The sequence below is a fragment of the Altererythrobacter chaiwopuensis genome, from assembly GCF_054957735.1.
This window is the reverse complement of the sequence record NZ_JBTXJF010000002.1, coordinates 314,039-339,320: the sequence shown is the minus strand read 5'-3', so window position 1 is coordinate 339,320 and position 25,282 is coordinate 314,039. Positions and strand designations below refer to the sequence as shown.

The following is a 25,282-nucleotide window of genomic DNA, read 5'->3' as shown; positions in this document are numbered from 1 at the left end:
AAGATGGAACACATGGAACACAGTCCTGACATTGGAATCACTCCCGGTTTTTTCGAGGCTGCAAGGATGGCGTCATAGGCCGAACATATCGACTCGCCGAGTGGGTAGGAAAGCGCCGGATCGATTTACGCACCCTGCACATTGCCCTAGAGAGTCCCGCAAGATTCGAATTCGAAAGGTAGCCTTCATGTCCACAGTACTCGTCATCGGTGCCGGCGGTGTCAGCTCGGTCTGCGTCCACAAAATGGCGATGAACAAGGAGATATTCTCCGACATCCACCTCGCCAGCCGCACGAAGCGCAAATGCGATGCGATTGCCGAGAGCGTGAAGGCGCGCACCGGCGAGGCCGTGGCGACTTACGAGGTCGATGCCGAGGAAGTGCCGGCGATGGTCAAGCTGATCCGCCAGATCCAGCCCAGCCTGGTGGTCAATCTGGCGCTGCCTTACCAGGACCTGCCGATCATGGATGCCTGCCTGGAAGCGGGGGTCAACTACCTCGATACCGCGAATTACGAGCCCAAGGACGAGGCGAAGTTCGAATACAAGTGGCAGTGGGCCTATCATGAACGGTTCAAGCAGGCCGGGCTTATGGCGCTGCTGGGTTCGGGCTTTGATCCGGGCGTGACCAGCGTGTTCACCATGTGGCTCAAGAAGCACAAGCTCAAGACCATTCGCACGCTCGACATCCTCGATTGCAACGGCGGCGATCACGGCCAGCATTTCGCCACCAACTTCAACCCGGAAATCAACATCCGCGAAGTGACCGCGCCCGCGCGCCACTGGGAGAATGGCGAATGGGTCGAAACCCCGGCGATGCAGATCAAGACCGAGTTCGATTTCGAAGCGGTGGGGCCGAAAAACGCCTATCTGATGTATCACGAGGAGCTTGAAAGCCTCGCCAAATTCGTGCCCGAGCTGGAACGCGCGCGCTTCTGGATGACCTTTGGTGAGCAGTACATTACCCACCTCACCGTGCTGCAGAATGTCGGCATGACCAGTATCGAGCCGATCAAGTACAAGGGCTTGGAGATTATCCCGCTGCAATTCCTCGCCGCTGTGCTGCCCAAGCCGGAAACCTTGGGCGAAACGACCAAGGGCAACACCAATATCGGCTGCATCGCGACCGGTGAAGCGCTCGACGGTTCGGGCGAAAAGACGTTCTACATCAAGAATATCTGTTCGCACGAGGCCGCTTACGAGGAAACCGGCAATCAGGCGGTCAGCTATACCACCGGCGTTCCCGCGATGATCGGCAGCGCGCTGATGGTGCAGGGAATCTGGAGCGGTGCCAATGGAGAAGGGGGCGTGTTCAATATGGAGCAGATGGACCCCGATCCTTTCATGGACATGCTGAACAAGCACGGCCTGCCGTGGACGGTAGAGGAGCTGGACGGGCCGGTGGATTTCTAGTTTTGTTTCACGCAGAGACCCACACCCTCTGCGGACTCCTTTCCTCTGCGGTCTCTGCGTGAACCAACAAAGGCACGATATCAGACATGCAAACCAAAGCAGGCGATCCGGGCCAACTCGTCATTGCGAGCGTAGCGAAGCAATCCAGCTTCGGGCCTTTCGCTTTATTGCAGCGTCAGAAGATGGATTGCCGCGTCGCCCCGAAGCAAGTTCGGGCCTCCTCGCAATGACGGACAAGAGTAAGTGAGTATGCAAACCAAAGCCGGCGATCCGGGTGCCTTCGCCCACTTCGACCTCAATCGCGTCGACAGCCCAGCATTCGTGGTGGACGCGGCGAAGCTGCGCGCCAATTGCCAGGTGCTGGCGGACATTCGCGATGCGGCGGACATCAAGGTGCTCGCCGCGCTCAAGGCGTTTTCCATGTGGTCGACCGCGCATATCATCGGCGAATATCTGGACGGGGTGTGCACCAGCGGGCTGTGGGAAGCGCGGCTGGCAAGCGAGTTCTACGATGGCGAGATCGCGACCTATTCGGCCGCCTACAAGCCCGAGGAGCTCGAGGAAATCTGCCGGCTGTCAGACCATGTGATCTTCAATTCGCCCGATCAGTTGCGCCGCGCCGCGCTGATCCTCGAAAACGCGCGGGCAGGGGGGCAGGATTTCGATATTGGCCTGCGGATCAATCCACTGGTGCCGACCGGTGAAGTGGCGAAATACGATCCCTCCTCGCCCGGATCGCGGCTGGGCTTCCCGCTCGACCAGCTGACCGAAGAGCATCTTGAGGGTGTGGACGGCATCCACTTCCACAATCTGTGCGAGCAGGATCTGGAGCCATTGAAGCGCACCTGGGATGCGGTATTCGATGCGATCGAGCCGTATTTCGGCCAGCTCAAATGGATCAACATGGGCGGCGGACACCATATCACCCGCGCCGATTACCAGCGCGAGGAACTGGTCGAATTCCTGCGCGATGTGAAGGCAGATACCGGCGCCGAGCTCTACCTGGAGCCGGGCGAGGCGGTGGCGCTCGATGCCGGCATCCTCGTCGGCACGCTGCTCGATACCGGCTGGAACGGTATGCCGGTGGGGATCACGGATATTTCGGCCACCTGCCACATGCCCGATGTGATCGAGGCGCCCTATCGTCCTGCCATGCTGGGTGAGCTGGAGGACGCGGAGATGCTCCGGATCCGCCTCGGCGGGCCGTCGTGCCTGGCTGGCGATGTGATCGGCGATTACCGGCTGCCGGTTCCCGCCGAACCGGGGGCACGCTTCGCCTTTCTCGACCAGGCCCATTATTCGATGGTAAAAACCAATACTTTCAACGGCGTGCAGCTGCCATCGATCTATCTGTGGGACAGCGAAAGCGACGCACTCGAGCTGGTGAAGCGCTTCGACTACGAGGATTTTCGCGACCGGCTGAGCTGAGATTCAGCTCGGAAGCGCGCGCTTGCAGGTATCACTTTCAAACCATGCATCGAGCTGAGTCCGGCTTGTAACCCGGCGCGTGTGTGAGCTGTGAACTTGCGCATCCTCTGGAAGATTTTCCTTTGCCCAGGCTGCGAACCAGCACTCGCCGGCCGCACGGGCGGCAGGAGGCTCAGGCTCTTGCGTGTTGGCAACATGCAGGTCGGATTGGAAAAAGACCTTTTGCCTGGGTAACCAGACCCCCAGCATATGGTGCGCATGAGGCGTGCCATCCATGGGTATCAGTTCGACGGGCCGCTCCGCATCCTCCAGCCGCGCGGGTGATGAGACGCCCATCACAGGAATCTTGGTGGTTCGATCCGTAGCTCGGTCCGTTGGCATCTCTTCGCGTGAGAGTGCGCGCTGGAGGAAGTCTGCAACTCCTTCTGGCGCGTAGATTGCAGCACCTTCCGCTGCGAAAGCTCGCGCGCCGCCCGCATGATCGTCATGGTGGTGAGTGAGCGCAACGCCACGGATTTTTGCGCCTGGGAACGATTGATGCAGGACGTCTACGAACTGCTCCGAGAGCCCACTTATGCCCAATCCGGGCACGAGTTCGCCAGGCGGCAATTGGTGAAGCTCGACCCAACCAGCCGGGGCATCGGCGACTACTAGCCCGGCTTCCGTCTCTACGACAAGGTGGTGAAAGCCCGTGCGCGCGCCGACCATCAAATGGACGCCCGGCATGATCTCTTCAAGCCGCATCGAAACCCTTGATGGCCACAATGCAGCCGGTGCCTTGGGCGTGTCGTCGGGCACCCATGACGCGAACGAAAGAGGCACGGTATCGACCTCCACCTTGCCGCGAAAGACCGGCTCGACATCGAGTATTACCTCGAGGCCGTCAGGGGTGCCCGAATCCCGCTCCCAATCCCAGCGGTAAACGATTGGAACCAGTCCGCGGAGCGGAACGGCGACTGTGCCCCGCGCCTCGCTCACTCTGCCCCCGCGCACGGCAACCTCAAATGCTTGCTCGTGTTCGCCTTGCGGCAATCGATGGATACCGTCCTTAAGGCTAGGCCGGTCGCCACGCAGATATTCGGCGAGCAGCAACGGGTCCATCCGGCGTGTGCGCAGTGCTTCGGCGGCGAAGTCCCCGCCCTCGAACACTACGTCAGGCGCTTCAAGCGGGCCGACCGCAATGCGGCCATTCGCAGGCTCATAGAAAGTTGCAAAACTTCCGGACACATCGCTGTTCGACTTGCCTACTGCCGTGAACTTGACGTTGCCTTTGTCGTCGCTCGTATAGCACCATGACGTGGGCACCCACTCGGGCTGCTCCGGATCCATTCCCTGCATGCGGGAGCCCAGCGCGAATTCGCCGTGATAGCAGATGCGGCGGGCCGATTCCGTGCCGTTTGTTTCGGACAGGGCCGTGGCGGCCGGGAAGGCCATGATGCTGGAGAAAATCGCTGTGGCAATGAGAATCCTGACCATGCTCGACATGATCGAGAACCAATGTCCGCGATCCAGCGGTTCTCTGCAGATGTACAAGAGCTATCGACCAACCAGCCATGCTGCATCGGCCGAATTTGGCCTGTCGTTGAAAAGCTATGCTGCGGAAGTTAGAACGCCGGTGTTCTGGCCCATATTTCACTTGCGATTCGTCGCAGACGGCCTATATGCGCGCCTTCGCTGCCCCAAGGGGACTTCCTAACCGCAAGGCAGCTTGTCGTTTCATGGTTTCAACAAACCGTTTTGGGGGTCCCTTGAGTTGCACATCTATCCTGACGACGTTTTTGTAGATGCACGGGCTGTAGTCCGCGACCTCCGTCCGGACGAACCCGTCATCCTCAACCGCCCGCATGCTGCGGCGCGCGCTGCCCGCTTCTTTATCGAGAAGTTTCCGGGCAAGTCGCTCTATGCGGTGAAGGCGAACCCTTCGCCCGATCTGCTGCAGGTGCTGTGGGACGCGGGGATCACGCATTATGACGTTGCCTCGATTGCCGAGGTGCGGCTGGCGCGTGGCCTGCTGCCCGACGCCGTCTTGTGCTTCATGCATCCGATCAAGACGCCCAGCGCGATCCGCGAAGCCTATTTCAAACACGGCGTGAAAACCTTCAGCCTCGATTCGGCTGAGGAACTGCACAAGATCGTCGAGGCTTGCCGCAATCCTGAAACCGGTGAACCGGCGCGCGATCTGCGGCTTGCGGTGCGCCTGCGCGTGTCGAGCGAATATTCTGAGCTTTCGCTGGCGAGCAAGTTCGGCTGCGATCTGACCGAAGCGCCTGCCTTGTTGCAGGAAGCGCGCCAGCATTGCGACTGGCTGGGCATCTGCTTCCACGTCGGCAGCCAGGCGATGAGCCCGTTTGCCTTTGTCCAGGCGATTGATCGCACCCGCGCCGCCATTGCCGAAGCTTCGGTGGTGATCGACATGATCGATGTGGGCGGGGGCTTCCCCAGCGCCTATCCGGGGCTCGAACCGCCGCCGATGGAAGATTACTTCGCCATCATCGCCCGCCATTTCGAAGCGCTGCCGATCGCTTACAACGCCGAGCTGTGGTGCGAGCCGGGCCGCGCGCTGTGCGCCGAATATTCGAGCATGATCGTGAAGGTGGAAAAGCGCCGCGGGGAAGAGCTTTACATCAACGACGGCGCTTACGGCGCGCTCTATGATGCCGCGCATGTCGACTGGCGCTTCCCGGTGGCTGCGCTGGAAGACGATTTGCGCGATCCGCCGATGGACTTCGCTTTCTACGGCCCGACTTGCGACGATGCCGACTATATGCAGGGTCCATTCGCGCTGCCGGGTGATATCCAGGCGGGCGACTATATCGAGATCGGCATGCTTGGCGCTTATGGTGCGGCGATGAAAACCGGCTTCAACGGCTTCGGCAATGCCGAGCAGGTCGTCGTCACTGACGAGCCGATGATGAGCCTCTATCGCGGCGACCGCGTGCGTCCCGAAATCGATAATGTGGTGAATTTGCGCTAGGCGAACAAGAACCCCGGCAGAGTTGCCGGGGTTCTCGCTGGCGTATCCTGGCTGGCCTATTGCCCGAAGCGGTAAAGGATCTGCACTCCGCCGCCCAGATCGGGGCTGCCGTCGGCAAAGCCGGTATAGCCATAACCCTGCAGGCGCAGTGCCTGACTGAGTTCGAAGGTCAGCGAACCGGTCAGCTCGCTGATCTCGGGCGAAGTCGGGGTTGATCCCTGACGCCAGTCATAATCGAGGCCCAGCATCACCTTGTCCATCGTGGCATAGATGCCCGCGCCGCCAAGCCACACGTCGCGCAGGTCGAACAGGTCGCTGCTGCCGTTGAAGCGCCGCCCGCCATAGGCACCCACGCTGACCGCGCCGAGGCTGTGGAGGATTTCACCCTGCGCGGTGAAATCGGTGCTTCCCGTGCCGAGGAACTTGGCCTCCGAAGCCGTGGGTAGCTTGACCTTGCCGACGGCGTCGAACCAGGTGCTGCTGCCGATTGGCATCGAATAGCCGGCAGTCAGCCACAGATCGCCAATGCCGCTGCGCGAGGTCACGGCGCCGCCGGGGCCGGTGTTCACCCCGCCATCGCCCGGAATGACGCCCGATGGCCCCTTCACATCAAGGTAGGAAATCGAGGCCTTGAGGTAAAAATTGTCGACCTGGTATTTCAACCCGACCGGGATCGCCAGGAAGTCAGTATCGATCGTGTCGCCATAGTCGCCCGAGGAATAATCGATCCCGGTATTGAACTGCACATATTCGTCCTGGGCCAGGGCGGGAGTGGTCAGCGAAGCCGCAGCTGCCAGCGCGGCAGCAAGTGCTACATGTTTGTGGTCCCTCATGGATATTTCCCTTTGCGCTTATGTGGCGTGGGCCGCGCCCTGGCATGCATCATGCCGCGCGGCCCGCCTCGTCAATTCACCCGGCGAGTTACGGGCGGCCACCCTTTTCAGGCTTTTCGGGCTTTTCGGGTTTCTCCGGCTTTTCGGGCCTTTCCGGTTTTTCAGGCCGCGCGGCTTTTTCCGCACGGGCAACCCGCTCCGGGCGCTCATGGGTCACGACCGCGCGGCTGCCTTCCTCCTTGGTGATGGTGTGGAAATTGCCCGATGGCGTCTCCACCGTCTGCACGAAACCGGTGGTGACGGTTTCCAGCACCGGGGCACCGTTCTCGTCGAGCACCGGGTCGCCGTTTTCGTCAAGCACTTCGCGTTCTTCGGTGATTTCCTCGCGGATGACTGTCGCACCACTGGTTTCCTCGAGCGTTTCGGCCTCCGGGTCGCTCGTGCCATCATCCTGCGCGGCAAGGGGCGAAAGACCCACGAATGCGATCGACGCGGCTGAAATGGTTAGAAGTGATCTTTTCATGCTGTCCTCCAAAGGGCTGGCGCTACGGGCTTCGTATAACCTGCAAGCGTCATGGGAGGGAAATTGCACTTACCCGACCTGAACGAGAAGAGTTAACGCGCCCGACTGTTGGCTTAATGCGACAAGGCGTCGCATTACTGGCGGGGCCAATGTGGATATGGCCACGGCTTGCGCGCTATGCCTGCGAACGGTTTGCTACCGTAGATGACTTGGTATATCCGGCGGTTCCAGTCCAATCAAATCCAATGAGGGAGAACCTGGATGTCTCGCCCCGGCATTGCCGTCGCCACAGATTTTAGCGCCCGCGCTGATCGCGCCATCGATCGCGCGCTTCAGCTGCGCGGGGAGATGAACGCGAAGCTGCGAGTAATTCATGCGCTGGATCTCGTTGATGCAGGCGATGTTGATCGCCGTGAACTCGATGACAAAATGCGCCAATGCATTGGCGAAGATAGCGAAGTCGAATTCGTTTATCCTACCGGATCTCCGCCGAGGGCGATTGCCAAGGCTTGCGAGGCCGATGATGTCGATCTTCTGGTAATCGGACCAGCACGTTACAATTCGCTCGGCGATTACTTTCTTGGAACTGCAGTCGATTATGTCTTGCGACACACGGAAAAACCGGTGTTGGTCGTCAAGAACCGGGCAAGGCGACCGTATAGCAACATCGTCGCTGGCACCGATTTCTCGCTCAATTCAGCCCATGCGATCATCACTGCCGCACGGATGTTTCCTGCGGCCGCCATCCACATCGTCCATGCATGGTACGTGCCCTTCGCAGGATGGCAAAAGGATCGTTATGTCGCTGAATCAATTGAACAAGGTGAAACCAGCCAAATGGCGGATTTCCAATCTGAATTGGTCGCCCGTGAGGCGCGGCTGGCTGATGCTACAACCGCACTTATGCGCGGCAGTCCGCTGCAGGCGATCAACGCTGGGCTTGAACTTGGCCGGGATGCATTGGTGGTGCTCGGCAGCCACGGCGCAAGCGGGTTTCGCCAAGCGACAATCGGCAGCGTAACCAGCGATCTGCTTCGCTTTGTCGAAGCCGATGTCCTGGTTGTCAACACGCGAAACGCGAAGAGTTAGGCTGACTTTCTACCTGTTTGAGTCAGGGGCTAAGCTCAATCAAACCCCACGAAGCGCACGGCTTCAGTAACCGGTTTGCGGTGGCTGATCACGGCGTTCGCCGGGAAGTCCGGGTCAGGCCAGCCCATTGCCACTGCCTTCATAATCACCTGATCATCAGGGATCCCGGCGTGTTCGCGCACTACCGGTGATTGCATGATACCTTGCGAGTTGATCACGCAGCCAAGCCCTCGGCTCCATGCGGCGTTGACGAGGGCAGTGGTGACGGCCCCGCAATCGAAGGCGGTATCGTCGCTGCCCGATAGTTCGCGGTCATAGGTCACGATCACGCACACCGGCGCATCGAACTGGCGGAAACCGCGCAGCACCCAGTCCTGCCGCCGTTCCTTGTCATCGCGCTCGATCCCCATCGCGCCGAACAGCTGCTTGGCCACCTCGACCTGCCGCTCGCGGTGGACTCCCGCAAACGGTTCCCCGCGGCGGAATTCGCGGCTGTCAGGTTCGCCTGCCAGGATGCGTTCGGTGTTGCCCCGGCGGATGCGGTCGAGCGGCTCGCCGGTGATGACGTGGAAATGCCAGGGCTGGGTGTTCATAGAGGTGGGCGAGCGCATCGCCAGTTCCAGCACCTCCTCGATCAGTTCGCGCGGCACGGCACGATCAAGGTAGCCGCGAATGCTGCGGCGCCCGCGCACGATCTCTTCATAGGTCTGCTCTGGTGTACCGCTCACGGAAATCTCCCCTGCCTGGTGCGGCGAGAGCTAGCGCAGGATTCAGGCATCGCAAAATACGCTACGGCAATGCAGATATTTCAGGCGGCTCGGCGCAGTTCCAGCTCCAGCCGGTCCCAGATTTCCACCAGCGCTTTGGCCAATTCGTCCATCATCGCTTCGTTATGCGCCGGGCCGGGGGTAAAGCGCAGCCGCTCTGTGCCGCGCGGCACGGTGGGGAAATTGATCGGCTGAACATAGGCACCGTATTCGGCGAGCAATATGTCGCTGATCTTCTTCGCGCGCACCGGATCGCCCACCATCAGCGGCACGATATGCGTCACGCTGTCCATTACCGGCAGGCCGGCATCGCGGAATTTCTGCTTGAGCAGGGCCGCATTGGCCTGCTGCGCGTCGCGTTCTTCGCTCGATTGCTTCAGGTGCTTGACCGCCGCCAGCACGCCAGCGGCAAGAACCGGCGAGAGCGAAGTGGTGAAGATGAAGCCGGGGGCATAGGAACGGATGCAGTCAATGATCTTGCGGTCTGCCGCGATATAGCCGCCCATCACGCCGAATGCCTTGCCCAGCGTGCCTTCGATAATGTCGATCCGGTGCGCGGCCTCGTCCCGCTCCGAAATCCCGCCGCCACGGTTGCCATACATGCCCACGGCGTGGACTTCGTCGATATAGGTGAGCGCGTTGTATTTCTCGGCCAGGTCGCAGATCGTGTGGATCGGGGCGATGTCGCCGTCCATCGAATAGACGCTTTCAAACGCGATCAACTTGGGCGTTTCAGCATCTTCGGCGGCGAGCAGTTCCTCGAGATGCTCGATATCGTTGTGGCGGAACACGCGCTTCTCGCAGCCCGAATTGCGGATCCCTGCGATCATGCTGGCGTGATTGAGTTCGTCGGAAAAGATCACGCAACCGGGCAGCAGCTTGCCCAGCGTCGAGAGCGTGGCGTCGTTCGAAACATAGCCGCTGGTGAACAGCAGGGCGGCATCCTTGCCATGCAGATCGGCCAGCTCATTTTCCAGCTCGACATGCATATGCGTGTTGCCGCCGATATTGCGCGTGCCGCCCGAACCGGCGCCAACATCATGCAGCGCAGCTTCCATCGCCTCGATCACCTTGGGGTGCTGGCCCATCGCGAGGTAATCGTTCGAACACCACACGGTGATCGGCTTTGGCCCGTTGTGGCCGTGGAAGCAGCGCGCGTTGGGAAACGCGCCCTTGTTGCGCATGATATCGATGAAGACGCGGTAGCGCCCTTCCTCATGCAGGCGATCGATCGCCTTGTCGAAGATCTGGTCGTAATTCACGCCGTCGTCCGCTTCGCTGCTGCAGCCAGGGCTGCTGTCCAAACGTGGCGGATTTAGGGCTTTCGGTTTCGTTTTGCCACTGCGATCTTTGCGAACGACTCGCAGTTTGGCTGGCGGTTCGTGGCGCGCTATTTCGCGGCTGTGGGAAAAGCAGGCAGCGGGCCGGAATCGTCCTTGCGCCAGAACTCCGGCCTGACCGATTCGATGAAGCCCGCTATCTCGGCACGGATCGTGAGCCACAACTCTCGCTCGCCCTGCGCACCGGGGGGAATTGTCTCCATCAGCTCGCCCAGCACCGCGTCAATCAAGCCGATGTAGAGGTGCGGGCCGATCACCAGCGTATCCTGGTGATGGACGATGGTGGTGCCCTGTTCGATCTTGGCAATGGCCGGGTTTTCCGCCCATCTCAGCAGCAGGAAAACGGTTTCCGCGACCATCCTCCCCTCAAGCTCGGCCTGATTGCCCAGCCCGTGATGGATGAATGAGGTGCGCGCATCGGGCATGTGCCGGTAATACCGCTCCAGCACGGGCGCGGTGATATCGCCTTTCTGCTCGGCCAGCCGGGCCATGCTCGTTTCGGCCAGCGCCATGCGGGTGGCCATTCAGAAATGCTCCAGCCGCTCGATCCCGTGACGGGCAAATTGCGGCGCCAGCGTTTCGAGGTCCGCCAGGGGGCCGGTCGTCACCGCCAGGTCGGGCACGGTGCGGGCGAAAACCTGCCCCTCGGTCAATTGCACGATCCGCCGCGCAATTCCCGCCGCCCCGTCAACCAGCTGCACATCGGGGCCGAAAGCCTGCGCCAGCTCCCCCGCCAGCAGCGGGAAATGGGTGCAGGCGAGCACGACCGTGTCGATCGATTCTCCATCCGGCATGGCGTGCAAGGCATCTGCTGCAGCCTTGATCACCGCCATGTCCACTGGCAGCCCGCGCAGCTTGGCCTCCGCCGCTTCGACCAGGCCGGGCGCGGCGTGGCGCAGCAAGCGGTGGCCGTTGCCAAATTCTGCCTCGAGCCGGTCAACATAGGCCTGGCGCACGGTCGCCTCTGTGCCCAGCAGCCCGATCACCCCGCTGCGCGACTGCGCTGCGGCAGGCTTGATTGCGGGCACCGTGCCAACCACCGGGATTTCCAGCACTTCGCGCACCATGCCCAGCGCGATCGTGCTGGCGGTGTTGCAGGCGATGCAGACAAGGCGCGGGCGATAGCGCTCGCTCAGCCGGCCCAGCAGGCCCGCGACGCGCGCCGCGATCTGCGCCTCCGACTTGTTGCCATAGGGAAGGCCCGCCAGGTCTGCGGCATAAATCACCGGGGCATCGGGCAGCAGTTTGCGAAGCTCGGCCAGCACGGTCAGCCCGCCAACGCCGGAATCGAACAGCAGGATGGGGGAGCTGGCATCAATCGTCATTCTTACTCCGTCCTGACCCTGAATTTGCCATAGCCCTGTTCTTTTCTTTTGCTGACAAACCATTAGAAGAAAGGACAACCCTTCGACAAGCTCGGGGTGAACGGTTAGGAATTTTGATGGGTACTGAAGTAATTCTGTCAGCATTGCTCGGCTATCTGCTCGGCTCGATCCCCTTCGGCCTGCTCCTGACCAAAGCCGCCGGATTGGGCGATGTGCGCAGCATCGGCAGCGGCAATATCGGCGCCACCAATGTGCTGCGCACCGGGAACAAGGGGCTGGCCGCTGCGACGTTGCTGCTTGATCTGGCCAAGGGTTTTGCCCCGGTGTGGATCGCGGGCGAGCTGTGGGGCGGACCGACGATGGCCTTCGCCGCCGGAGCAGCGGTGATCGGCCACTGTTTCCCGGTGTGGCTCAATTTCAAGGGCGGCAAGGGCGTGGCCACCAATGCCGGGGTCAGCTTCGGGCTCGCCTGGCCGATCGGGCTCGCCTATGCGCTGGTGTGGCTCAGCGTGCTGGCGATCTTCCGCATTTCCTCGCTCGCGGGAATGAGCGCGGTAGTGGCCGCCGCGGCCGCCGCGCCGCTGTTCGGTTATCCCGACTATTTCCCGGTGCTCGCGGCAATCGCGGGCCTGATCATCTATCTCCACCGCGCCAATATCGCGCGACTGATGAAGGGTGAGGAACCGCGCCTGGGCGGCAAGAAATGATACGAACGGCCCGCTGATGGAAAGCGCAGGGTCGCAACCGGTGCTTTCCCAGGAAGAAGCATTCGCACGCATCCGCTTGCTGCGGTCGCCCAATATCGGCCCGGTCAGCTTTCGCCAGCTGCTTGCCCGATTCGGCGATGCGAGCACTGCGCTGGAGGCGCTGCCCGATCTGGGCAAGCGCGGGGGGCGGCAGTATCGCGCGGCGCCGGAGGAAACGGTAGAGCGCGAAATCTCTGCCGTGCGCCGTGCGGGCGCGAAATATCTGTTCCACGATCAGCCCGATTACCCGGCGCTGCTGGCTCAGCTCGACAGCGCCCCTCCCATAATCACCTATCGCGGAGACGCCACGCTTGCCGCGCGGCCATGTGTCGCGATGGTCGGCGCGCGCAATGCCTCGGCCGCTGCGATCAAGCTGGCGCGCGAATTCGCAAATGCATTGGCGCAGAGGGGCTTCACCGTGGTTTCAGGGCTGGCGCGCGGCATAGACGGGGCGGCGCACCAAGGCGCATTGCCTGGAACCATCGGCGTGATCGCCAGCGGCATCGACATTGCCTATCCGCCGCAGCACCAGGATTTGCAGGATCGGATCGCGCGCGAGGCTCTGCTGCTGGCCGAACAGCCGCCGGGAACCGAGCCCAAGGGTAGCCACTTTCCCAGCCGCAACCGCATCATTGCCGGGATGGCGGCAGGCACGCTGGTGGTCGAGGCCGCACCCAAATCGGGTTCGCTCATCACCGCGCGGCTGGCGGGCGAAGCGGGGCGGGAAGTCATGGCGATCCCTGGCAGCCCGCTCGACGCGCGATCGCAAGGGTGCAACCAGCTGATCCGCGAAGGCGCGGTGCTGGTGCAATCGCCGGAAGACGTGATCGAGCTGCTGAGCGGCTTTGACGGCACGCCGCGTTCCAGCTTCCGCGAGGAGGCGCCAGCGTTTGATTATGATGTGGATGAGCTGGCAGCGGCAGAACCGGCCGACATCGCATCGCTGCTTACCACCGCGCCCATCGCGGTTGACGAGCTGATCCGCCAGGCGGGCGCCGGTGCGGCTTCGGTGCAGATGGCGCTGCTCGAACTGGAGATTGCGGGCGTGCTGGCACGGCATGCGGGCGGGCGGGTGTCCCTTAGCACTGCCTGATCAACGCTCTTGACGAAGCGCGAATCCCGGCCCCACCTTCGCGCGTGTGTACACGTATACGCGTAGGGGCTTCAAAAAACCGCAATGCAGCTAGTCATCGTCGAATCGCCAGCCAAGGCGAAAACCATCGAGAAATATCTGGGCGGGGACTTCAAGGTCCTGGCCAGCTATGGCCATGTCCGCGATCTGCCGCCCAAGGACGGCAGTGTGCGCCCGGACGAGGATTTCGCGATGGACTGGGAGCTCTATCGCGACAAGCAGAGCCGCTTCAAGGAAATCGCCGACGCCGCGAAGAATGCCACCCGCCTCATTCTCGCGACCGACCCTGACCGCGAGGGGGAGGCGATCAGCTGGCATGTGCGCGAGCTCTTGAAGAAGCGCAAGGCGCTGCCTGCGAAGGTTGACCGCGTAACCTTCAACGCGATCACCAAGAATGCCGTGACCGAAGCGATGAAGAGCCCGCGCGATCTCGACCAGCCGTTGATCGACGCCTATCTGGCGCGCCGCGCGCTCGATTACCTGTTCGGTTTCACGCTTTCGCCGGTGCTGTGGCGCAAACTGCCCGGCGCAAAGAGTGCGGGCCGCGTGCAATCGGTGGCGCTGCGCCTGATCGTTGACCGCGAACGCGAGATCGAGGCCTTCCGCGCCGATGAATACTGGTCGGTGGTGGCCAAGCTCGAACAGGACGGGACCGAATTCGATGCCCGGCTGGTCAGGTTCGAAGGCAGGAAGCTGGAAAAGCTCAGCCTGGGCAACCAGGGCAGCGCCATGGCCGCCAGGGCCGCAGTCGAGGGCGCGCGCTTCACGGTCGAGGATATCGAGACCAAGCCCCTGAAGCGCAATCCCTCGCCGCCGTTCACCACTTCGACCCTGCAGCAGGAGGCCGCGCGCAAGCTGGGCTTTTCCGCCAGCCACACAATGCGCTGCGCGCAGAACCTCTATGAAGCGGGCGCCATCACCTATATGCGCACCGACGGCGTGCAGATGGATGCGGGGGCGATCATGGCCCTGCGCGAGGCGATCGGCGAGCGCTATGACAGCGCCTATCTGCCCGAAAAGCCGCGCTTCTATGCCACCAAGGCCAAGAACGCGCAGGAAGCCCATGAAGCGATCCGGCCAACCGATTTCCGCCGCGATGCGGCCGGTTCGGGCGATGAGGCCAAGCTCTACCAGCTGATCTTCAAGCGCGCGATGGCAAGCCAGATGGCTGCCGCCCAGCTTGAACGCACCACGGTGACGCTGCGCGATCCCACCGGCACGCATGAATTGCGGGCGACCGGCCAGGTGGTGAAATTCCCCGGCTTCTTTGCGGTCTATCAGGAAGGGCTTGATGACAAGTCTGACGATGAGGAAGACGGCCTGCTGCCGGTGCTGCGCAAGGGCGACAGCCCGCTCAAGAAGGGCGTCGAGGCCAACCAGCACTTCACCCAGCCGCCGCCGCGCTTTTCAGAAGCCTCGCTGGTCAAGCGGCTGGAGGAGCTCGGCATCGGGCGCCCATCGACCTATGCCTCGACCATCCAGACTTTGCGGGACCGCGACTATGTGCGGATGGAGAAGAACCGTTTCTTCGCCGAGGAATCGGGCCGTTTGCTGACCGCCTTCCTCGAGCGCTTCTTCCCCACCTATGTCGCATATGACTTCACCGCCGGGATGGAGGACGAGCTCGATACGGTTTCCGACGGGCGCGAGGAATACAAGGATCTGCTTTCGAAGTTCTGGGCGGACTTCAAGCCCAAGGCCGACGAGGTGATGGAGAAGCTGCCATCCGAAGTGACCGAGGTGCTGGACGAATATCTGTCTGACTATCTGTTCCCGCCGGGCGAGGATGGCACCGATCCGCGCATGTGCCCCCTGTGCCGCGATGAAGGCCGCGAGGGCGGCCGGCTGGCGCTGCGCGGCGGCAAATTCGGGGCGTTTGTGGCCTGCAACAATTACCCCGAATGCAAATACACCCGCCGCTTTGCGCAGCCGGGCGGCGAGGGCGAAGCGGGCGAGGATGACGGCCTGATGGGCACGCATCCGGAAACGGGTGAGGAGATCCACCGCAAGACCGGACGCTTCGGCCCATACGTGCAGATGGGGGACGGCAAGGAGGCCAAGCGCGCCTCGATCCCCAAGGACATCGACGATTTCGATCTCGGATGGGCGGTGAAGCTGCTCGATCTGCCGCGCATAGTCGGCACGCACCCCGAAACCGGCCAGGAAATCGAAGCCGCGATCGGGCGCTACGGCCCCTATCTTCGCCACGACGGCAAATACGGGAAACTGCAATCGACACGCGACGTATTCGACGTGGGGATGAATGCAGCGGTCACCATCCTGGCCGAGGCAGCCAATCGCAAGAATGGCGGGGAAGGGCGGGCCAAGGCTGAGCCGATCAAGACGCTCGGCGTGCACCCTACCAGCGGCGGCGAGATCAAGGTGATGCCGGGCCGCTATGGCCCCTATGTCACCGATGGCACGACCAACGCGACCCTGCCCAAGGACGTGAAGCCTGAGGATGTTACCGAAGCGCAGGCAGTCGAGTTGATCAATGCCCGTGCGGCCAAGGGGCCGGCCAAGAAAAAGCGCAAGAAATCAACCGCGAAAAAGAAACCGGCAAGCGCAAAGTAACCATTATGCGTCGGGGCGTGTTCACTGCGGCTTGTTCGTAAATCATCAAGGATTGCGCGTTACTGGTTAACCCTCATCAAGGGTTTGCGAGCGTGATCGAGATCGAAGTCCAGAACGAGACCCACCAGACGCAATCACGGCTGCGCTTTGCCGCAGTGCCGCGGATTGGCGAAGGCTTGCGTCTGCGCGAGCCGGACGGGATCTGGGCGAGTTATGACGTCCTCGACGTGTGGTACCAGAAGGCCGAATATGGCGATGTCTGGATTCCGTTCCTCCATGTCCGCATGACACCAGGCGAAGTTGCGCCTGTGCACCCGCAGCAAGGCTTTGACGCCAAAGGGGAGTTCGTGCCATTCAGAATTTGATCAAGCGGTCCGCCGGCCATAGCGCCGGAAAGAAAGGCCGGGCACTCGAAGGCATGACGCTGGCGGAAAAGCTTGCCGCAAACCGCGACGAGGCGGAGGTCGATGCGAGTGACGAGGTAGAGCCGGAGGATGCCGAGGCAGAGGAGTCAGGCACCGATGCCATCGTGCGCGCAGCCAAGGCCATGCGCGACGTGAACGAAACGCGCGCCGCGCGTGTGCGCACATGCCTGGTGGTGGATGACAGCCGCGTGATCCGCAAGGTGGCAACGAAGATTGCGACCAGCCTTGGTTTCAACGTGCTGGAGGCGGAGAATGGCGAAGAGGCATTGGCCTACTGCAGGCGCGCCATGCCTGATCTCGTGCTGACCGATTGGCAGATGCCGGTGATGAGCGGGCCTGAATTTGTCAGTGCCTTGCGCGCAATACCCACGGCGCATCCACCCAAGGTGGTATTCTGCACCTCGAAAGGGGCTGCAACCGATATCCATGAAGGGATCGCGGCGGGCGCGGACGATTACGTGACCAAGCCGTTCGACGAAAAGGCACTTGCAGCTAAGCTTGAAAAGCTTGGCGTCAGCTGATTGTCTGACACCTAAATCCGTAGATAGCCGATCAGAAGACTCGCGGCCAGCGCCACCATGCTTGCGCCCAATGCCCAGGCGGCTTGCCTGGCTGCGGCGCGGCCATAGGTAATCGTTACGCCCAGCTTTACGCTCATATTGGCCATGATCGTGCCTGCTATCGCCAGCGCGGCGAGCTGCGCGCTGATCGTGCCGGGCTCCAGCCCTCCGGCGGTGATGATCGAGGCGTCGACGTCCATCGTGCCCATAAGGAACAACAATACGGCGATACCTTGCTCGCCGAAACTTTCCTGTGCCCAGCGTGCTGCCACGGCTGCCACAGCAACGAAGGCGACGAAGCCGAAAGCCGGGAGCAAGGCGATCGGGTTGCCCGGCGGGGCAGGGCCGCTGCTGTGTTCAGATTTGCGGTAAAGCCAGTAGCTCACGGCAAAGGCAACCAGCACTGCAGGGGACAACACCGCCACGAATGGCACCAGCAGCGGGGTGGCGATCAGCGCCACCAGCACGATCACGCGGATAAACATGACTGCTGTGGCCAGCGCGATTCCGGCGTTTTCAGCGCCGCTTCCGTGGCCAGCCCCAAGCCGCTGGGAAAAGCTCTGCGTCACTGCGGTGGAGCTATAGGCTCCGCCGATCACTGCCGTCGCAATCGTTCCGCGTTTGGCGCCGAAAATGCGGTTGGCGACATAGCCCAGGAAGCTGAAGCCGGTGACGATCACCACCACGAGCCACAATATTTGCGGTTCCCACGCGTCATAGGGGCCATAGCGCCCCTCGGGCAGGAAGGGGAACGCCGCCAGCGCGATCACGGCATAGCGGGCAAAGGCTTTCACATCCTCGGCGTCGAGCGCGCTGACGAAATTGTGCAGCTCGGCTCTGAGCGCCAGGATCAGCGTGACCACCGCACCGCCCGCGACCGCCAGTGCCGGCTCGCCGCTGCCACCCAGGAAGCCGAGCGCCAGCGTGACAATCGCGGCAATGGCCGATGTCGCATCGGGCTTGCCGTCGGCTCTGGACGCTTGTGCATAGCCAATCGCAATTACCGCCGCCGCGCCGATCACGATCGCCCCGGAGGCGATCTGGTATTCCAAAGCGGCGAGCAGTCCCGCGAGCCCCGCCACCAGCCCCAGCAGGCTGAAAGTGCGCACTCCCGCAACCCGCATGCCATCCTGCGCGTCCCGCAGGTTCCATCCGCGCTCAACGCCAACCAGCAGGCCGACCGCGAGGGCGGAACCAATCTGGAGAAGCAGTTCGGTGGAGGGCATGGGGGTTTGTAGTCAGCGCCTCAATCCGGGCCAAGCGTGAAATTGATCGCCTTACCCATGCTTGTCATTGCGAGGAGCCTCGTCAGAGGCGACGCGGCAATCCAGCTTCGAACATCCGCGAGAGGGGCTACCTCTGTATCTGGATTGCTTCGCTGCGCTCGCAATGACGAAATGGGCAATTGGGCTACCGCACCCAGTCGAGCCCGATTTCCTCGAAGATTTCTTTGTCCTCGGCCCAGTTTTCGCTGACCTTCACATGCAGGAACAGGTGGACCTTCACGCCCAGCATTTCGCTCAGTTCGGCACGCGCGGCCTCACCAATCGCCTTGATCCGTGACCCGCCCTTGCCAAGGACAATCGGTTTCTGGCTGTCGCGCCCGATCACGATTTGCTGGTGGATCTCGACGCTGCCGTCGGGCCGGTGCTGATAGCTTTCGGGCCGCACGGCCGAGTCATAGGGCAGCTCTTCATGCAGCTGGCGATAGAGCTGTTCGCGGGTGACTTCGGTGGCGAGCAGGCGTTCGCTCGCATCCGAAACCTGATCCTCGGGGTAATGCCACGGCCCCTCCGGCATCAGCTTGGCCAACGCCGCCTTCATTTCGGGCACGCCGTCACCCGTCAGCGCGGAGACAAAGAACACATCAGCGAAATCAACCTTGCCGCCAAGCTCTTGCGCCAGTGCCAGCAGCGGCTCCTTCTTCGCCACATCGACCTTGTTGAGCACCAGAAACTTGCGCTCAGGGCGCTTGGCCAGCGCTTCCAGCAGTGGTTCCAGTTCGTGCCGCCGCTGCTTGACCGGATCGACTAGCAACAGCACGGCATCGGCCGCCTCGGCGCCTTCCCAGGCCGCGCTCACCATCGCGCGGTCGAGCTTGCGCCTGGGTGCGAAAATGCCCGGTGTATCGACCAGGATCATCTGCACCGGCCCCTCCAGCGCGATCCCCAGCATGCGCGCGCGGGTGGTCTGTGCCTTGGGGCTGGTGATCGCGACTTTCTGGCCCACCAACTGGTTGACCAGCGTGCTCTTGCCCGCATTGGGCGCGCCGATCACTGCCACTACGCCGCATTTTTGATTGGTCATTGCATGACTTCCTCGCCGCTGTTCTTCCGCTGCGCTCCAGAGCGGCTGCGGACGGCCGCTTGGCCTTGCGAAACCTGTCGGTTTCGATCGTGTGGCTCCATCAATTCCTTCATGCATATTGCTCCATAAAGGCGGCGGCGGCGAGCCGCTCGGCCTCTTGCTTGCTGGCGGCGGTGGCTTGTGCCTCGCCGACATTCTTTACGCTGACGCGCACGGTGAACCGCGCCGCATGGTCCGGCCCCTCGCGCGCAACCAGTTCGTATTCAGGCGGCCTGCGCTGGTTGCCAGCCGCCCATTCCTGCAGCGCGCTTTTGGGATGCTTGGTCTTGCCCGCTCCGCCAGTGAATTGCTGCGCCCACAAGGTGCGGATCAGATCGCGCGTCGGGGCAAAACCGAAGTCGAGGAAATGCGCGCCCAGCAGCGCTTCGATTACATCGCCAAGGATATTGGTGCTTTCGCGCGCGCCATCGTCGCGCGCCTGCTTGCCCAGCCGAATATGGTCAGGAAGGCCGAACTCGGCGGCGACCCGGGCGCAGGTCTGGCGGCTGACCAGCGCGTTGAGGCGCTGCGACAGCGTGCCCTCGGCGGCCTTGCTTTCTTCGAACAGCCATTCCGCCATCGCCAGGCCCAGCACCCGGTCACCCAGAAACTCCAGCCGTTCATAATTCACATTGGCCGCCATGCTGCCGTGGGTAAGCGCCGCAAGCCAGCGCGGCTCATTTTCGGGTGTGATGCCAAGCCCTGCCAGCCAGTCGCGCGTTTCAGCGGAAAGCTCGGTCACAGCAGGTCCCCGATGCGGCTCCAGCGCGCAGATGTGAACCAGGTCCACGGCTTGATCCATTCGGCGCTGCCATCGGTCGACCACATGATTATTGTCGCGCGGCCCACCAGCAGATCTTGCGGCACCAGGCCCACCCCGCCGCCGGGCCGGGACTCAAAGCGGCTGTCCTGCGAATTGTCGCGATTGTCGCCCATCACGAACAGGCGCCCTTCGGGCACGATCAGCGCGCGGGTGTTGTCGACCGGGCGATCGCCGAAATCGATCACTTCATAGCTTATGCCCGAAGGCAGGGTTTCACGGAACCGCGCATAGCGGCAGGTCACGATGCCAGCCGCATCTTGTTCGCGGGCGGCGGCAGTGGCGCAACTGGTATTGGCGGATGCGGGGATCACGAAATCGCCGATTCGCTCCTTCGCGATCGCTTCGCCATTGAGCACGACCTGCCCGCCCACCATCGCCACGCTATCGCCCGGCAGGCCGATAACCCGTTTGATATAGTCGCTGCCGTCGACCGGATGCTTGAAGATCACCACGTCGCCGCGCTCGGGCTGACTGGCCAGCACGCGGCCGGGGATCAGCGGCAGTTCGAACGGCAGGGAGTATCTCGAATAGCCATAGGGCCACTTGGCGGCGAGCAGATAGTCGCCATTCCACAGCTGGGGCAGCATGCTTTCGCTGGGAATCGAGAAGGGCGAGAACACGAAGCTGCGGAATATCAGCACCACCAATGCCAGCTTGAGCACGAAGGCGGCAAAACCGCCCCAGCTTTCGTGCTGCTGCGCCGCCTCGCCGGCCAATGCATTCGTATCTACAGGGTTCCCATCCATCGCCCACGTCCCTAATCGCGGTGACGTAAGTTGTGAAAGGCTTTTCGTGATGTCTGACAAGATCGCTGCCGCATGGAACCATCTGCAATCGCTGCCACGGCGCAGCCTGCAGGATCTGTTCGCGGCCGATGCGGGGCGCGTGGCCGAGCTGTCGGGGCGGATCGGATGGCCGGATGAGGGCGGCGAAAGCGGGATCCTGTTCGACTGGTCGAAGACCCACCTTGACGCCGATCTGATGGCCGGATTCGAAGCCTTGGCCGAAGCGTGCGATTTTGCCGGGCAGCGCGCAAAGCTGCTTGGCGGCGAAGTGGTCAACCTTACCGAAGGGCGTGCCGCCACGCACAGCGCGATGCGCGGCGTGGGCGATGATGCCGATGTCGAGGAGGGTGAGGCCCTGCTCGCGCGCATGGGCATGCTGGTCGAGGCGATTCACGGCGGCGCCTTGGGCGAGATCAACCACCTGATCCATATCGGCATTGGCGGCAGCGCGCTCGGCCCGGCGCTGGCGGTGGACGCGCTGACGCGCGATCTAAGCCTGGTGGACGTGCATGTGGTTTCGAATATCGACGGGGTGGCGCTCGAGGCGGCGTTTGCGGCCTGCAATCCGGCGACCACCATGATTGCGGTCGCCAGCAAGACTTTCACCACGATCGAGACCATGACCAATGCCGCATCAGCGCTGAAATGGCTGGCGGACAACGGCGTTTCCGATCCCTCGGGCCGCGTGGTGGCGCTCACCGCCTTGCCCGAAAAGGCGGTGGAATGGGGCGTCGATGAAACCCGCGTGCTGCCCTTCCCCGAAAGCGTGGGCGGGCGCTATTCGCTGTGGTCCTCGATCGGCTTCCCGGTCGCGCTGGCGGTGGGGATGGACGATTTCACCGCCATGCTGGCGGGTGCGCGGGCAGTGGACGAGCATTTCCGCGATCATGATGGCGCGGCAAACCTGTGCCTGCGCGCAGCCTTTGCCGATCAGTATTACACCCGCCTGCGCGGCTGCGAGACGCGCGCGTGCTTTGCCTATGACGAGCGGCTGGGCCTGCTGCCCGATTATCTCCAGCAACTGGAGATGGAATCGAACGGCAAGCGGGTGAAGGCGGACGGCTCGCCCGTCGATGGCTCAACTGCGCCGATCACATGGGGCGGGGTGGGCACCGACGCGCAGCACGCTGTGTTTCAGCTGCTGCATCAGGGCACACATCTGGTGCCGGTGGATTTCATCGCCAGCATCGCGCCGGGCGACGCGCTTGATCCCGCGCATCACGCCATCCTGCTGACCAATTGCTTTGCACAAGGGGCGGCGCTGATGGCAGGCGGGAACATGGCGAAAGACGGGAATGACCCAGCGCGCGCCTTCCCCGGCGATCGGCCCAGTGCAACCATGCTATGCGATGATCTAGACGCGGCAACGCTGGGCGCGCTGATCGCCTTCCATGAACACCGCACCTTTGCCAATGCCGTGCTGATGCAGATCAACCCCTTCGACCAGTTCGGCGTGGAGCTGGGCAAGAAAATGGCCAAGGATATCGAGGCCGGCGGCGGTGAATTCGATCCGAGCACGCAGGCGCTGCTGAAGGCGGCTGGGCTAGCCTGACACGCTCGTCGCCCGGCGATAAAGGTGCCAGGTGGCATGGCCCAGCACGGGCAGCACCAGAAGTAGCCCCAGGAACAGCGGCGCCATCGCCGCGAACAGCACGCTTGCCACGAAGGCGGCCCACACCAGCATCGTGCGCATATTTGCGCGCACCACGCGGAAACTCACGATGATGGCGGTTATGAAATCCACCTCGCGGTCGACCAGCATCGGCATGCTGACAACGGTCATGGCGAAGAAGGTAAAGGCCAGCACTGCGCCTATCGCGCCGCCGACACACAGCATGGCGATGCCCGCTTGCGAGGTCAGTGCCGCCAGCGGATCCGCCCCCAGACCGTTTGGGCCGAGGAACACGCCGAAGACCGTATGCGCGATGATCACCCAGAAGGCGAAGAACACGAATGCAAGCATGCCCAGCACAGGCAATTGATCGTCGCCGCGCCCGCGCACAGCGCCAAGCACAGGGCGCCAGCCGATCGGTTCGCCGGTTTCGATCCGGCGGCTAACCTCGTAAAGGCCAGCAGCGGCAAAGGGGGCGAGGATCGGAAAGCCCGCAGCGGCGGGAACCAGCCAGGCCCATTCGCTGCGGCTCTTGAGCGCGAAGAGGAGAAACAGGCCTGCCGCAGCGAAGATTCCGGCAAACAGAAGGCCAGGCAGGGGAAATCTGCGGAAATCGTGCCATCCTGCTGCCAGTGCCCGGCCAAGATCAGCCAGGGCCAGATTGTTTGCCACTGGCATGAATGCGACCTGTGTTGATCCCGCAGCGCTCATTTTCAATCTCCCCCATGATTTCATTGCCAGCCCGCCGGGGCAGACAATCCCGGCATGGCAGAATCGGCAGATCTTAGCGGTTTTCCCCGAATTCTCTCAATTTTCCAATCCCTGTCGTGGATAGCTGATGCGCACCAGCCCTTGTTGCAGCGCAGCGAATTCGTTTGACTTTTTCTGCGCTCGCCCCCACATGCCGCCGATCGAAGCGCGCTAGCCTGCGTGAAGCGGCGGAAAACTGAAAATATCCGCCCCGGCCGCGCCTCGGTTTTTCTAGAAGACTTCCCTTTTCACGCGGGTCGTTTGAGACACCCGCGCCGCGCGACGATTCCATCCGGAATCCGCCAAGGGGCAAGTCGCGCGCCGCATAAATTGCGAGTTAAATACATATAATGACAATCGAAACTCCCCGTCAGTTTGACGAACTCGGGCTGTCGCAGCCAGTGCTCCAGGCCCTCGAGTTGAAGGGCTACACCACGCCAACGCCGATCCAGGTACAGGCGATTCCGCCCGTACTGGAAGGCCGCGACCTGCTGGGCATTGCGCAAACCGGAACCGGCAAGACGGCGGCATTCATGCTGCCCAGCATTGACCGTTTGCGCGATGGTGAAGGCCACAGCCCATTCAAGAGCTGCCGCATGCTGGTGCTTGCACCGACGCGCGAGCTCGCCGGGCAGATTGCCCAGAGCGCCAAGGATTACGGCGCGCTTGCGGGCCTCAAGGTCCAGTCGATCGTGGGCGGCACTTCGGTGGGCAAGGATCGCAACAAGCTGCACCGCGGGACCGACATTCTGGTCGCCACGCCGGGCCGCTTGCTCGACCTGATAGACCAGAAGGCCTTCAACCTTTCGGGCGTGGAAATCCTTGTTCTCGATGAAGCGGACCAGATGCTTGACCTCGGCTTCATCCATGCGCTGCGCCGCATCAACGAGCTGGTTCCTGCCGAACGGCAGACGCTGTTCTTCAGCGCCACCATGCCCAAGGCGATCAAGGAACTGGTCGGCAAATATTGCCGCAATCCGGTGCAGGTATCGGTTACGCCCGCAGCCACCACGGCTGAGCGCGTCGACCAATATCTGTTCATGGTCCAGCAGGACGAGAAGCAGACATTGCTCGAAATGATGCTGCAAGAACGCCACAAAGTGCCGGGCAAGTTCGAGCGTGTGCTGATCTTTACCCGCACCAAGCATGGCGCGGACCGGGTGGTGAAGAAGCTGCACCAGTGCGGCATTCCCGCCAATGCGATCCATGGCAACAAGAGCCAGCCGCAGCGTGAGCGCGCCCTGGCAGAATTCAAATCCGCCAAGACGCCGATTCTGGTGGCAACCGATGTGGCTGCCCGCGGGATCGACATCCCCGGCGTCAGCCATGTGATCAATTACGAACTGCCCAATGTGCCCGAACAATATGTCCACCGCATCGGACGCACCGCGCGTGCGGGTAAGGACGGGATTGCGATTGCGTTCTGCGCCGAGGATGAGCGCGATTATCTGAGGGATATTCGCCGCAATACCGACGCGGAGTTCGAGCGCTTGCCCCTGCCGGACAATTTCCGCGCAGTTGTTGAAGGCGTTGGCCCTACCAAAAGGGCGGCACCTGGCCAGCGCCAGCGGGTCGACCCCAAGCCGCGCGGCGGATCGCGTTCGCAAGGCGACGCGCCTGGCAAGTCGCAGGGCGCCCCCAAGCAGAAGCACCCGGCGCGCAAGGGCAAGCCCTCTCGCCCGGGCGGATTTCGCGGCAAGCCGGGCGGCGGCGGTCGCCGCGGGTCGGGCGGCAACAGGGGGCCGCGCGCAGCCAGCGCGTAACTGAGCCGCACAGGCCTGCGAACAATACGCTGCCGGGCGGCGGCGGTTGGCAAGCGTGCTGCCTGTCACCATATGC

General features: G+C 62.4%; 24 protein-coding genes. 12 read left to right on the top strand and 12 right to left on the bottom strand.

What is annotated here, in order from left to right; genetic code table 11:
• The first annotated feature begins 187 nt into the window (after positions 1 to 187).
• Entirely contained in the window at positions 188 to 1,411 is a 1,224-nt protein-coding gene (locus ACX3VQ_RS10940; RefSeq protein ID WP_462581080.1) for a saccharopine dehydrogenase family protein, read from the top strand.
• Positions 1,412 to 1,660: 249 nt separating this feature from the next.
• On the top strand, positions 1,661 to 2,839 hold the full coding sequence (locus tag ACX3VQ_RS10935) for a carboxynorspermidine decarboxylase (RefSeq protein WP_462581079.1): 1,179 nt from the start codon (positions 1,661 to 1,663) through the stop codon (positions 2,837 to 2,839).
• 3 nt (positions 2,840 to 2,842) lie between these two features.
• Here the strand turns inward: ACX3VQ_RS10935 and ACX3VQ_RS10930 are convergent, their stop codons facing one another.
• The gene (locus ACX3VQ_RS10930; protein WP_462581078.1) at positions 2,843 to 4,273 is read right to left on the bottom strand and encodes an MBL fold metallo-hydrolase; all 1,431 of its coding nucleotides are present in this window, start codon (positions 4,271 to 4,273) and stop codon (positions 2,843 to 2,845) included.
• Between ACX3VQ_RS10930 and ACX3VQ_RS10925 the strand changes: the two genes are divergently transcribed.
• Complete coding sequence (locus tag ACX3VQ_RS10925) at positions 4,272 to 4,535, top strand: hypothetical protein (protein WP_462581077.1); 264 nt, start codon at positions 4,272 to 4,274, stop codon at positions 4,533 to 4,535. The two genes, ACX3VQ_RS10930 and ACX3VQ_RS10925, sit on opposite strands and share 2 nt — an antisense overlap.
• A 57-nt stretch (positions 4,536 to 4,592) precedes the next feature.
• The gene (locus ACX3VQ_RS10920) at positions 4,593 to 5,813 is read left to right on the top strand and encodes a type III PLP-dependent enzyme (RefSeq protein ID WP_462581076.1); all 1,221 of its coding nucleotides are present in this window, start codon (positions 4,593 to 4,595) and stop codon (positions 5,811 to 5,813) included.
• Positions 5,814 to 5,869: 56 nt separating this feature from the next.
• On the opposite strand, the gene ACX3VQ_RS10915 is transcribed toward ACX3VQ_RS10920, so the two are convergent.
• Complete coding sequence (locus tag ACX3VQ_RS10915; RefSeq protein WP_462581075.1) at positions 5,870 to 6,646, bottom strand: hypothetical protein; 777 nt, start codon at positions 6,644 to 6,646, stop codon at positions 5,870 to 5,872.
• An 88-nt stretch (positions 6,647 to 6,734) separates the two neighbouring features.
• Entirely contained in the window at positions 6,735 to 7,169 is a 435-nt protein-coding gene (locus ACX3VQ_RS10910) for a hypothetical protein (RefSeq protein WP_462581074.1), read from the bottom strand.
• Between the two features lie 261 nt (positions 7,170 to 7,430).
• On the opposite strand from ACX3VQ_RS10910, the gene ACX3VQ_RS10905 reads away from it, so the two are divergent.
• Positions 7,431 to 8,258, top strand: coding sequence for a universal stress protein (locus tag ACX3VQ_RS10905; protein WP_462581073.1), 828 nt, complete (start codon positions 7,431 to 7,433; stop codon positions 8,256 to 8,258).
• 35 nt (positions 8,259 to 8,293) lie between these two features.
• On the opposite strand, the gene ACX3VQ_RS10900 is transcribed toward ACX3VQ_RS10905, so the two are convergent.
• The 4 genes from ACX3VQ_RS10900 to murI form a co-directional block, all read right to left on the bottom strand.
• The gene (locus tag ACX3VQ_RS10900; protein ID WP_462581072.1) at positions 8,294 to 8,986 is read right to left on the bottom strand and encodes a nitroreductase; all 693 of its coding nucleotides are present in this window, start codon (positions 8,984 to 8,986) and stop codon (positions 8,294 to 8,296) included.
• An 80-nt stretch (positions 8,987 to 9,066) separates the two neighbouring features.
• Complete coding sequence (gene hemA, locus ACX3VQ_RS10895; protein ID WP_462581211.1) at positions 9,067 to 10,287, bottom strand: 5-aminolevulinate synthase; 1,221 nt, start codon at positions 10,285 to 10,287, stop codon at positions 9,067 to 9,069.
• A gap of 128 nt (positions 10,288 to 10,415) precedes the next feature.
• Positions 10,416 to 10,889 carry a hypothetical protein gene (locus tag ACX3VQ_RS10890; protein ID WP_462581070.1) on the bottom strand — a complete coding sequence of 158 codons (474 nt, stop codon included), beginning with the start codon at positions 10,887 to 10,889 and terminating at the stop codon, positions 10,416 to 10,418.
• Positions 10,890 to 11,690 (bottom strand): glutamate racemase, encoded by an 801-nt coding sequence (gene murI, locus ACX3VQ_RS10885; RefSeq protein ID WP_462581069.1) that lies wholly within the window; start codon positions 11,688 to 11,690, stop codon positions 10,890 to 10,892.
• Positions 11,691 to 11,806: 116 nt separating this feature from the next.
• Between murI and plsY the strand changes: the two genes are divergently transcribed.
• The 5 genes from plsY to ACX3VQ_RS10860 all read left to right on the top strand — a co-directional run bounded on the left by plsY (position 11,807) and on the right by ACX3VQ_RS10860 (position 17,088).
• Complete coding sequence (gene plsY / locus ACX3VQ_RS10880) at positions 11,807 to 12,397, top strand: glycerol-3-phosphate 1-O-acyltransferase PlsY (RefSeq protein WP_462581068.1); 591 nt, start codon at positions 11,807 to 11,809, stop codon at positions 12,395 to 12,397.
• A gap of 16 nt (positions 12,398 to 12,413) precedes the next feature.
• Positions 12,414 to 13,529, top strand: coding sequence for a DNA-processing protein DprA (gene dprA, locus ACX3VQ_RS10875; protein ID WP_462581067.1), 1,116 nt, complete (start codon positions 12,414 to 12,416; stop codon positions 13,527 to 13,529).
• An 84-nt stretch (positions 13,530 to 13,613) separates the two neighbouring features.
• Positions 13,614 to 16,142 (top strand): type I DNA topoisomerase, encoded by a 2,529-nt coding sequence (topA, locus tag ACX3VQ_RS10870; RefSeq protein WP_462581065.1) that lies wholly within the window; start codon positions 13,614 to 13,616, stop codon positions 16,140 to 16,142.
• 92 nt (positions 16,143 to 16,234) lie between these two features.
• Complete coding sequence (locus tag ACX3VQ_RS10865) at positions 16,235 to 16,507, top strand: hypothetical protein (RefSeq protein WP_462572718.1); 273 nt, start codon at positions 16,235 to 16,237, stop codon at positions 16,505 to 16,507.
• The gene (locus ACX3VQ_RS10860) at positions 16,504 to 17,088 is read left to right on the top strand and encodes a response regulator (RefSeq protein ID WP_462581064.1); all 585 of its coding nucleotides are present in this window, start codon (positions 16,504 to 16,506) and stop codon (positions 17,086 to 17,088) included. Before ACX3VQ_RS10865 ends, ACX3VQ_RS10860 begins: the two co-directional genes overlap by 4 nt.
• An 11-nt stretch (positions 17,089 to 17,099) precedes the next feature.
• On the opposite strand, the gene ACX3VQ_RS10855 is transcribed toward ACX3VQ_RS10860, so the two are convergent.
• The 4 genes from ACX3VQ_RS10855 to lepB form a co-directional block, all read right to left on the bottom strand.
• A complete protein-coding gene (locus ACX3VQ_RS10855) occupies positions 17,100 to 18,353 on the bottom strand; it encodes an MgtC/SapB family protein (protein ID WP_462581063.1) in 1,254 nt (417 codons plus the stop codon).
• Positions 18,354 to 18,537: 184 nt separating this feature from the next.
• Positions 18,538 to 19,434, bottom strand: coding sequence for a GTPase Era (gene era, locus ACX3VQ_RS10850; RefSeq protein ID WP_462581062.1), 897 nt, complete (start codon positions 19,432 to 19,434; stop codon positions 18,538 to 18,540).
• Between the two features lie 109 nt (positions 19,435 to 19,543).
• Positions 19,544 to 20,215 (bottom strand): ribonuclease III, encoded by a 672-nt coding sequence (rnc, locus tag ACX3VQ_RS10845; RefSeq protein WP_462572723.1) that lies wholly within the window; start codon positions 20,213 to 20,215, stop codon positions 19,544 to 19,546.
• The gene (gene lepB / locus ACX3VQ_RS10840; protein ID WP_462581061.1) at positions 20,212 to 21,042 is read right to left on the bottom strand and encodes a signal peptidase I; all 831 of its coding nucleotides are present in this window, start codon (positions 21,040 to 21,042) and stop codon (positions 20,212 to 20,214) included. Before lepB ends, rnc begins: the two co-directional genes overlap by 4 nt.
• 49 nt (positions 21,043 to 21,091) lie before the next feature.
• On the opposite strand from lepB, the gene pgi reads away from it, so the two are divergent.
• The gene (gene pgi / locus ACX3VQ_RS10835) at positions 21,092 to 22,633 is read left to right on the top strand and encodes a glucose-6-phosphate isomerase (protein WP_462581060.1); all 1,542 of its coding nucleotides are present in this window, start codon (positions 21,092 to 21,094) and stop codon (positions 22,631 to 22,633) included.
• On the opposite strand, the gene ACX3VQ_RS10830 is transcribed toward pgi, so the two are convergent.
• Complete coding sequence (locus ACX3VQ_RS10830) at positions 22,625 to 23,404, bottom strand: DUF2189 domain-containing protein (protein ID WP_462581059.1); 780 nt, start codon at positions 23,402 to 23,404, stop codon at positions 22,625 to 22,627. The two genes, pgi and ACX3VQ_RS10830, sit on opposite strands and share 9 nt — an antisense overlap.
• 389 nt (positions 23,405 to 23,793) lie before the next feature.
• Between ACX3VQ_RS10830 and ACX3VQ_RS10825 the strand changes: the two genes are divergently transcribed.
• Positions 23,794 to 25,206, top strand: coding sequence for a DEAD/DEAH box helicase (locus tag ACX3VQ_RS10825; protein WP_462581058.1), 1,413 nt, complete (start codon positions 23,794 to 23,796; stop codon positions 25,204 to 25,206).
• The last annotated feature ends 76 nt before the right edge of the window (positions 25,207 to 25,282 follow it).

Coding starts and splice junctions, on each gene's coding strand:
- ACX3VQ_RS10940 (WP_462581080.1), top strand. CDS start 188: ATGTCCACAGTACTCGTCATCGGTGCCGGCGGTGTCAGCTCGGTCTGC.
- ACX3VQ_RS10935 (WP_462581079.1), top strand. CDS start 1,661: ATGCAAACCAAAGCCGGCGATCCGGGTGCCTTCGCCCACTTCGACCTC.
- ACX3VQ_RS10925 (WP_462581077.1), top strand. CDS start 4,272: ATGATGCTGGAGAAAATCGCTGTGGCAATGAGAATCCTGACCATGCTC.
- ACX3VQ_RS10930 (WP_462581078.1), bottom strand. CDS start 4,273: ATGGCCTTCCCGGCCGCCACGGCCCTGTCCGAAACAAACGGCACGGAA.
- ACX3VQ_RS10915 (WP_462581075.1), bottom strand. CDS start 6,646: ATGAGGGACCACAAACATGTAGCACTTGCTGCCGCGCTGGCAGCTGCG.
- ACX3VQ_RS10910 (WP_462581074.1), bottom strand. CDS start 7,169: ATGAAAAGATCACTTCTAACCATTTCAGCCGCGTCGATCGCATTCGTG.
- ACX3VQ_RS10905 (WP_462581073.1), top strand. CDS start 7,431: ATGTCTCGCCCCGGCATTGCCGTCGCCACAGATTTTAGCGCCCGCGCT.
- ACX3VQ_RS10890 (WP_462581070.1), bottom strand. CDS start 10,889: ATGGCCACCCGCATGGCGCTGGCCGAAACGAGCATGGCCCGGCTGGCC.
- murI (WP_462581069.1), bottom strand. CDS start 11,690: ATGACGATTGATGCCAGCTCCCCCATCCTGCTGTTCGATTCCGGCGTT.
- plsY (WP_462581068.1), top strand. CDS start 11,807: ATGGGTACTGAAGTAATTCTGTCAGCATTGCTCGGCTATCTGCTCGGC.
- dprA (WP_462581067.1), top strand. CDS start 12,414: ATGGAAAGCGCAGGGTCGCAACCGGTGCTTTCCCAGGAAGAAGCATTC.
- topA (WP_462581065.1), top strand. CDS start 13,614: ATGCAGCTAGTCATCGTCGAATCGCCAGCCAAGGCGAAAACCATCGAG.
- ACX3VQ_RS10855 (WP_462581063.1), bottom strand. CDS start 18,353: ATGCCCTCCACCGAACTGCTTCTCCAGATTGGTTCCGCCCTCGCGGTC.
- era (WP_462581062.1), bottom strand. CDS start 19,434: ATGACCAATCAAAAATGCGGCGTAGTGGCAGTGATCGGCGCGCCCAAT.
- lepB (WP_462581061.1), bottom strand. CDS start 21,042: ATGGATGGGAACCCTGTAGATACGAATGCATTGGCCGGCGAGGCGGCG.
- pgi (WP_462581060.1), top strand. CDS start 21,092: ATGTCTGACAAGATCGCTGCCGCATGGAACCATCTGCAATCGCTGCCA.
- ACX3VQ_RS10830 (WP_462581059.1), bottom strand. CDS start 23,404: ATGAGCGCTGCGGGATCAACACAGGTCGCATTCATGCCAGTGGCAAAC.
- ACX3VQ_RS10825 (WP_462581058.1), top strand. CDS start 23,794: ATGACAATCGAAACTCCCCGTCAGTTTGACGAACTCGGGCTGTCGCAG.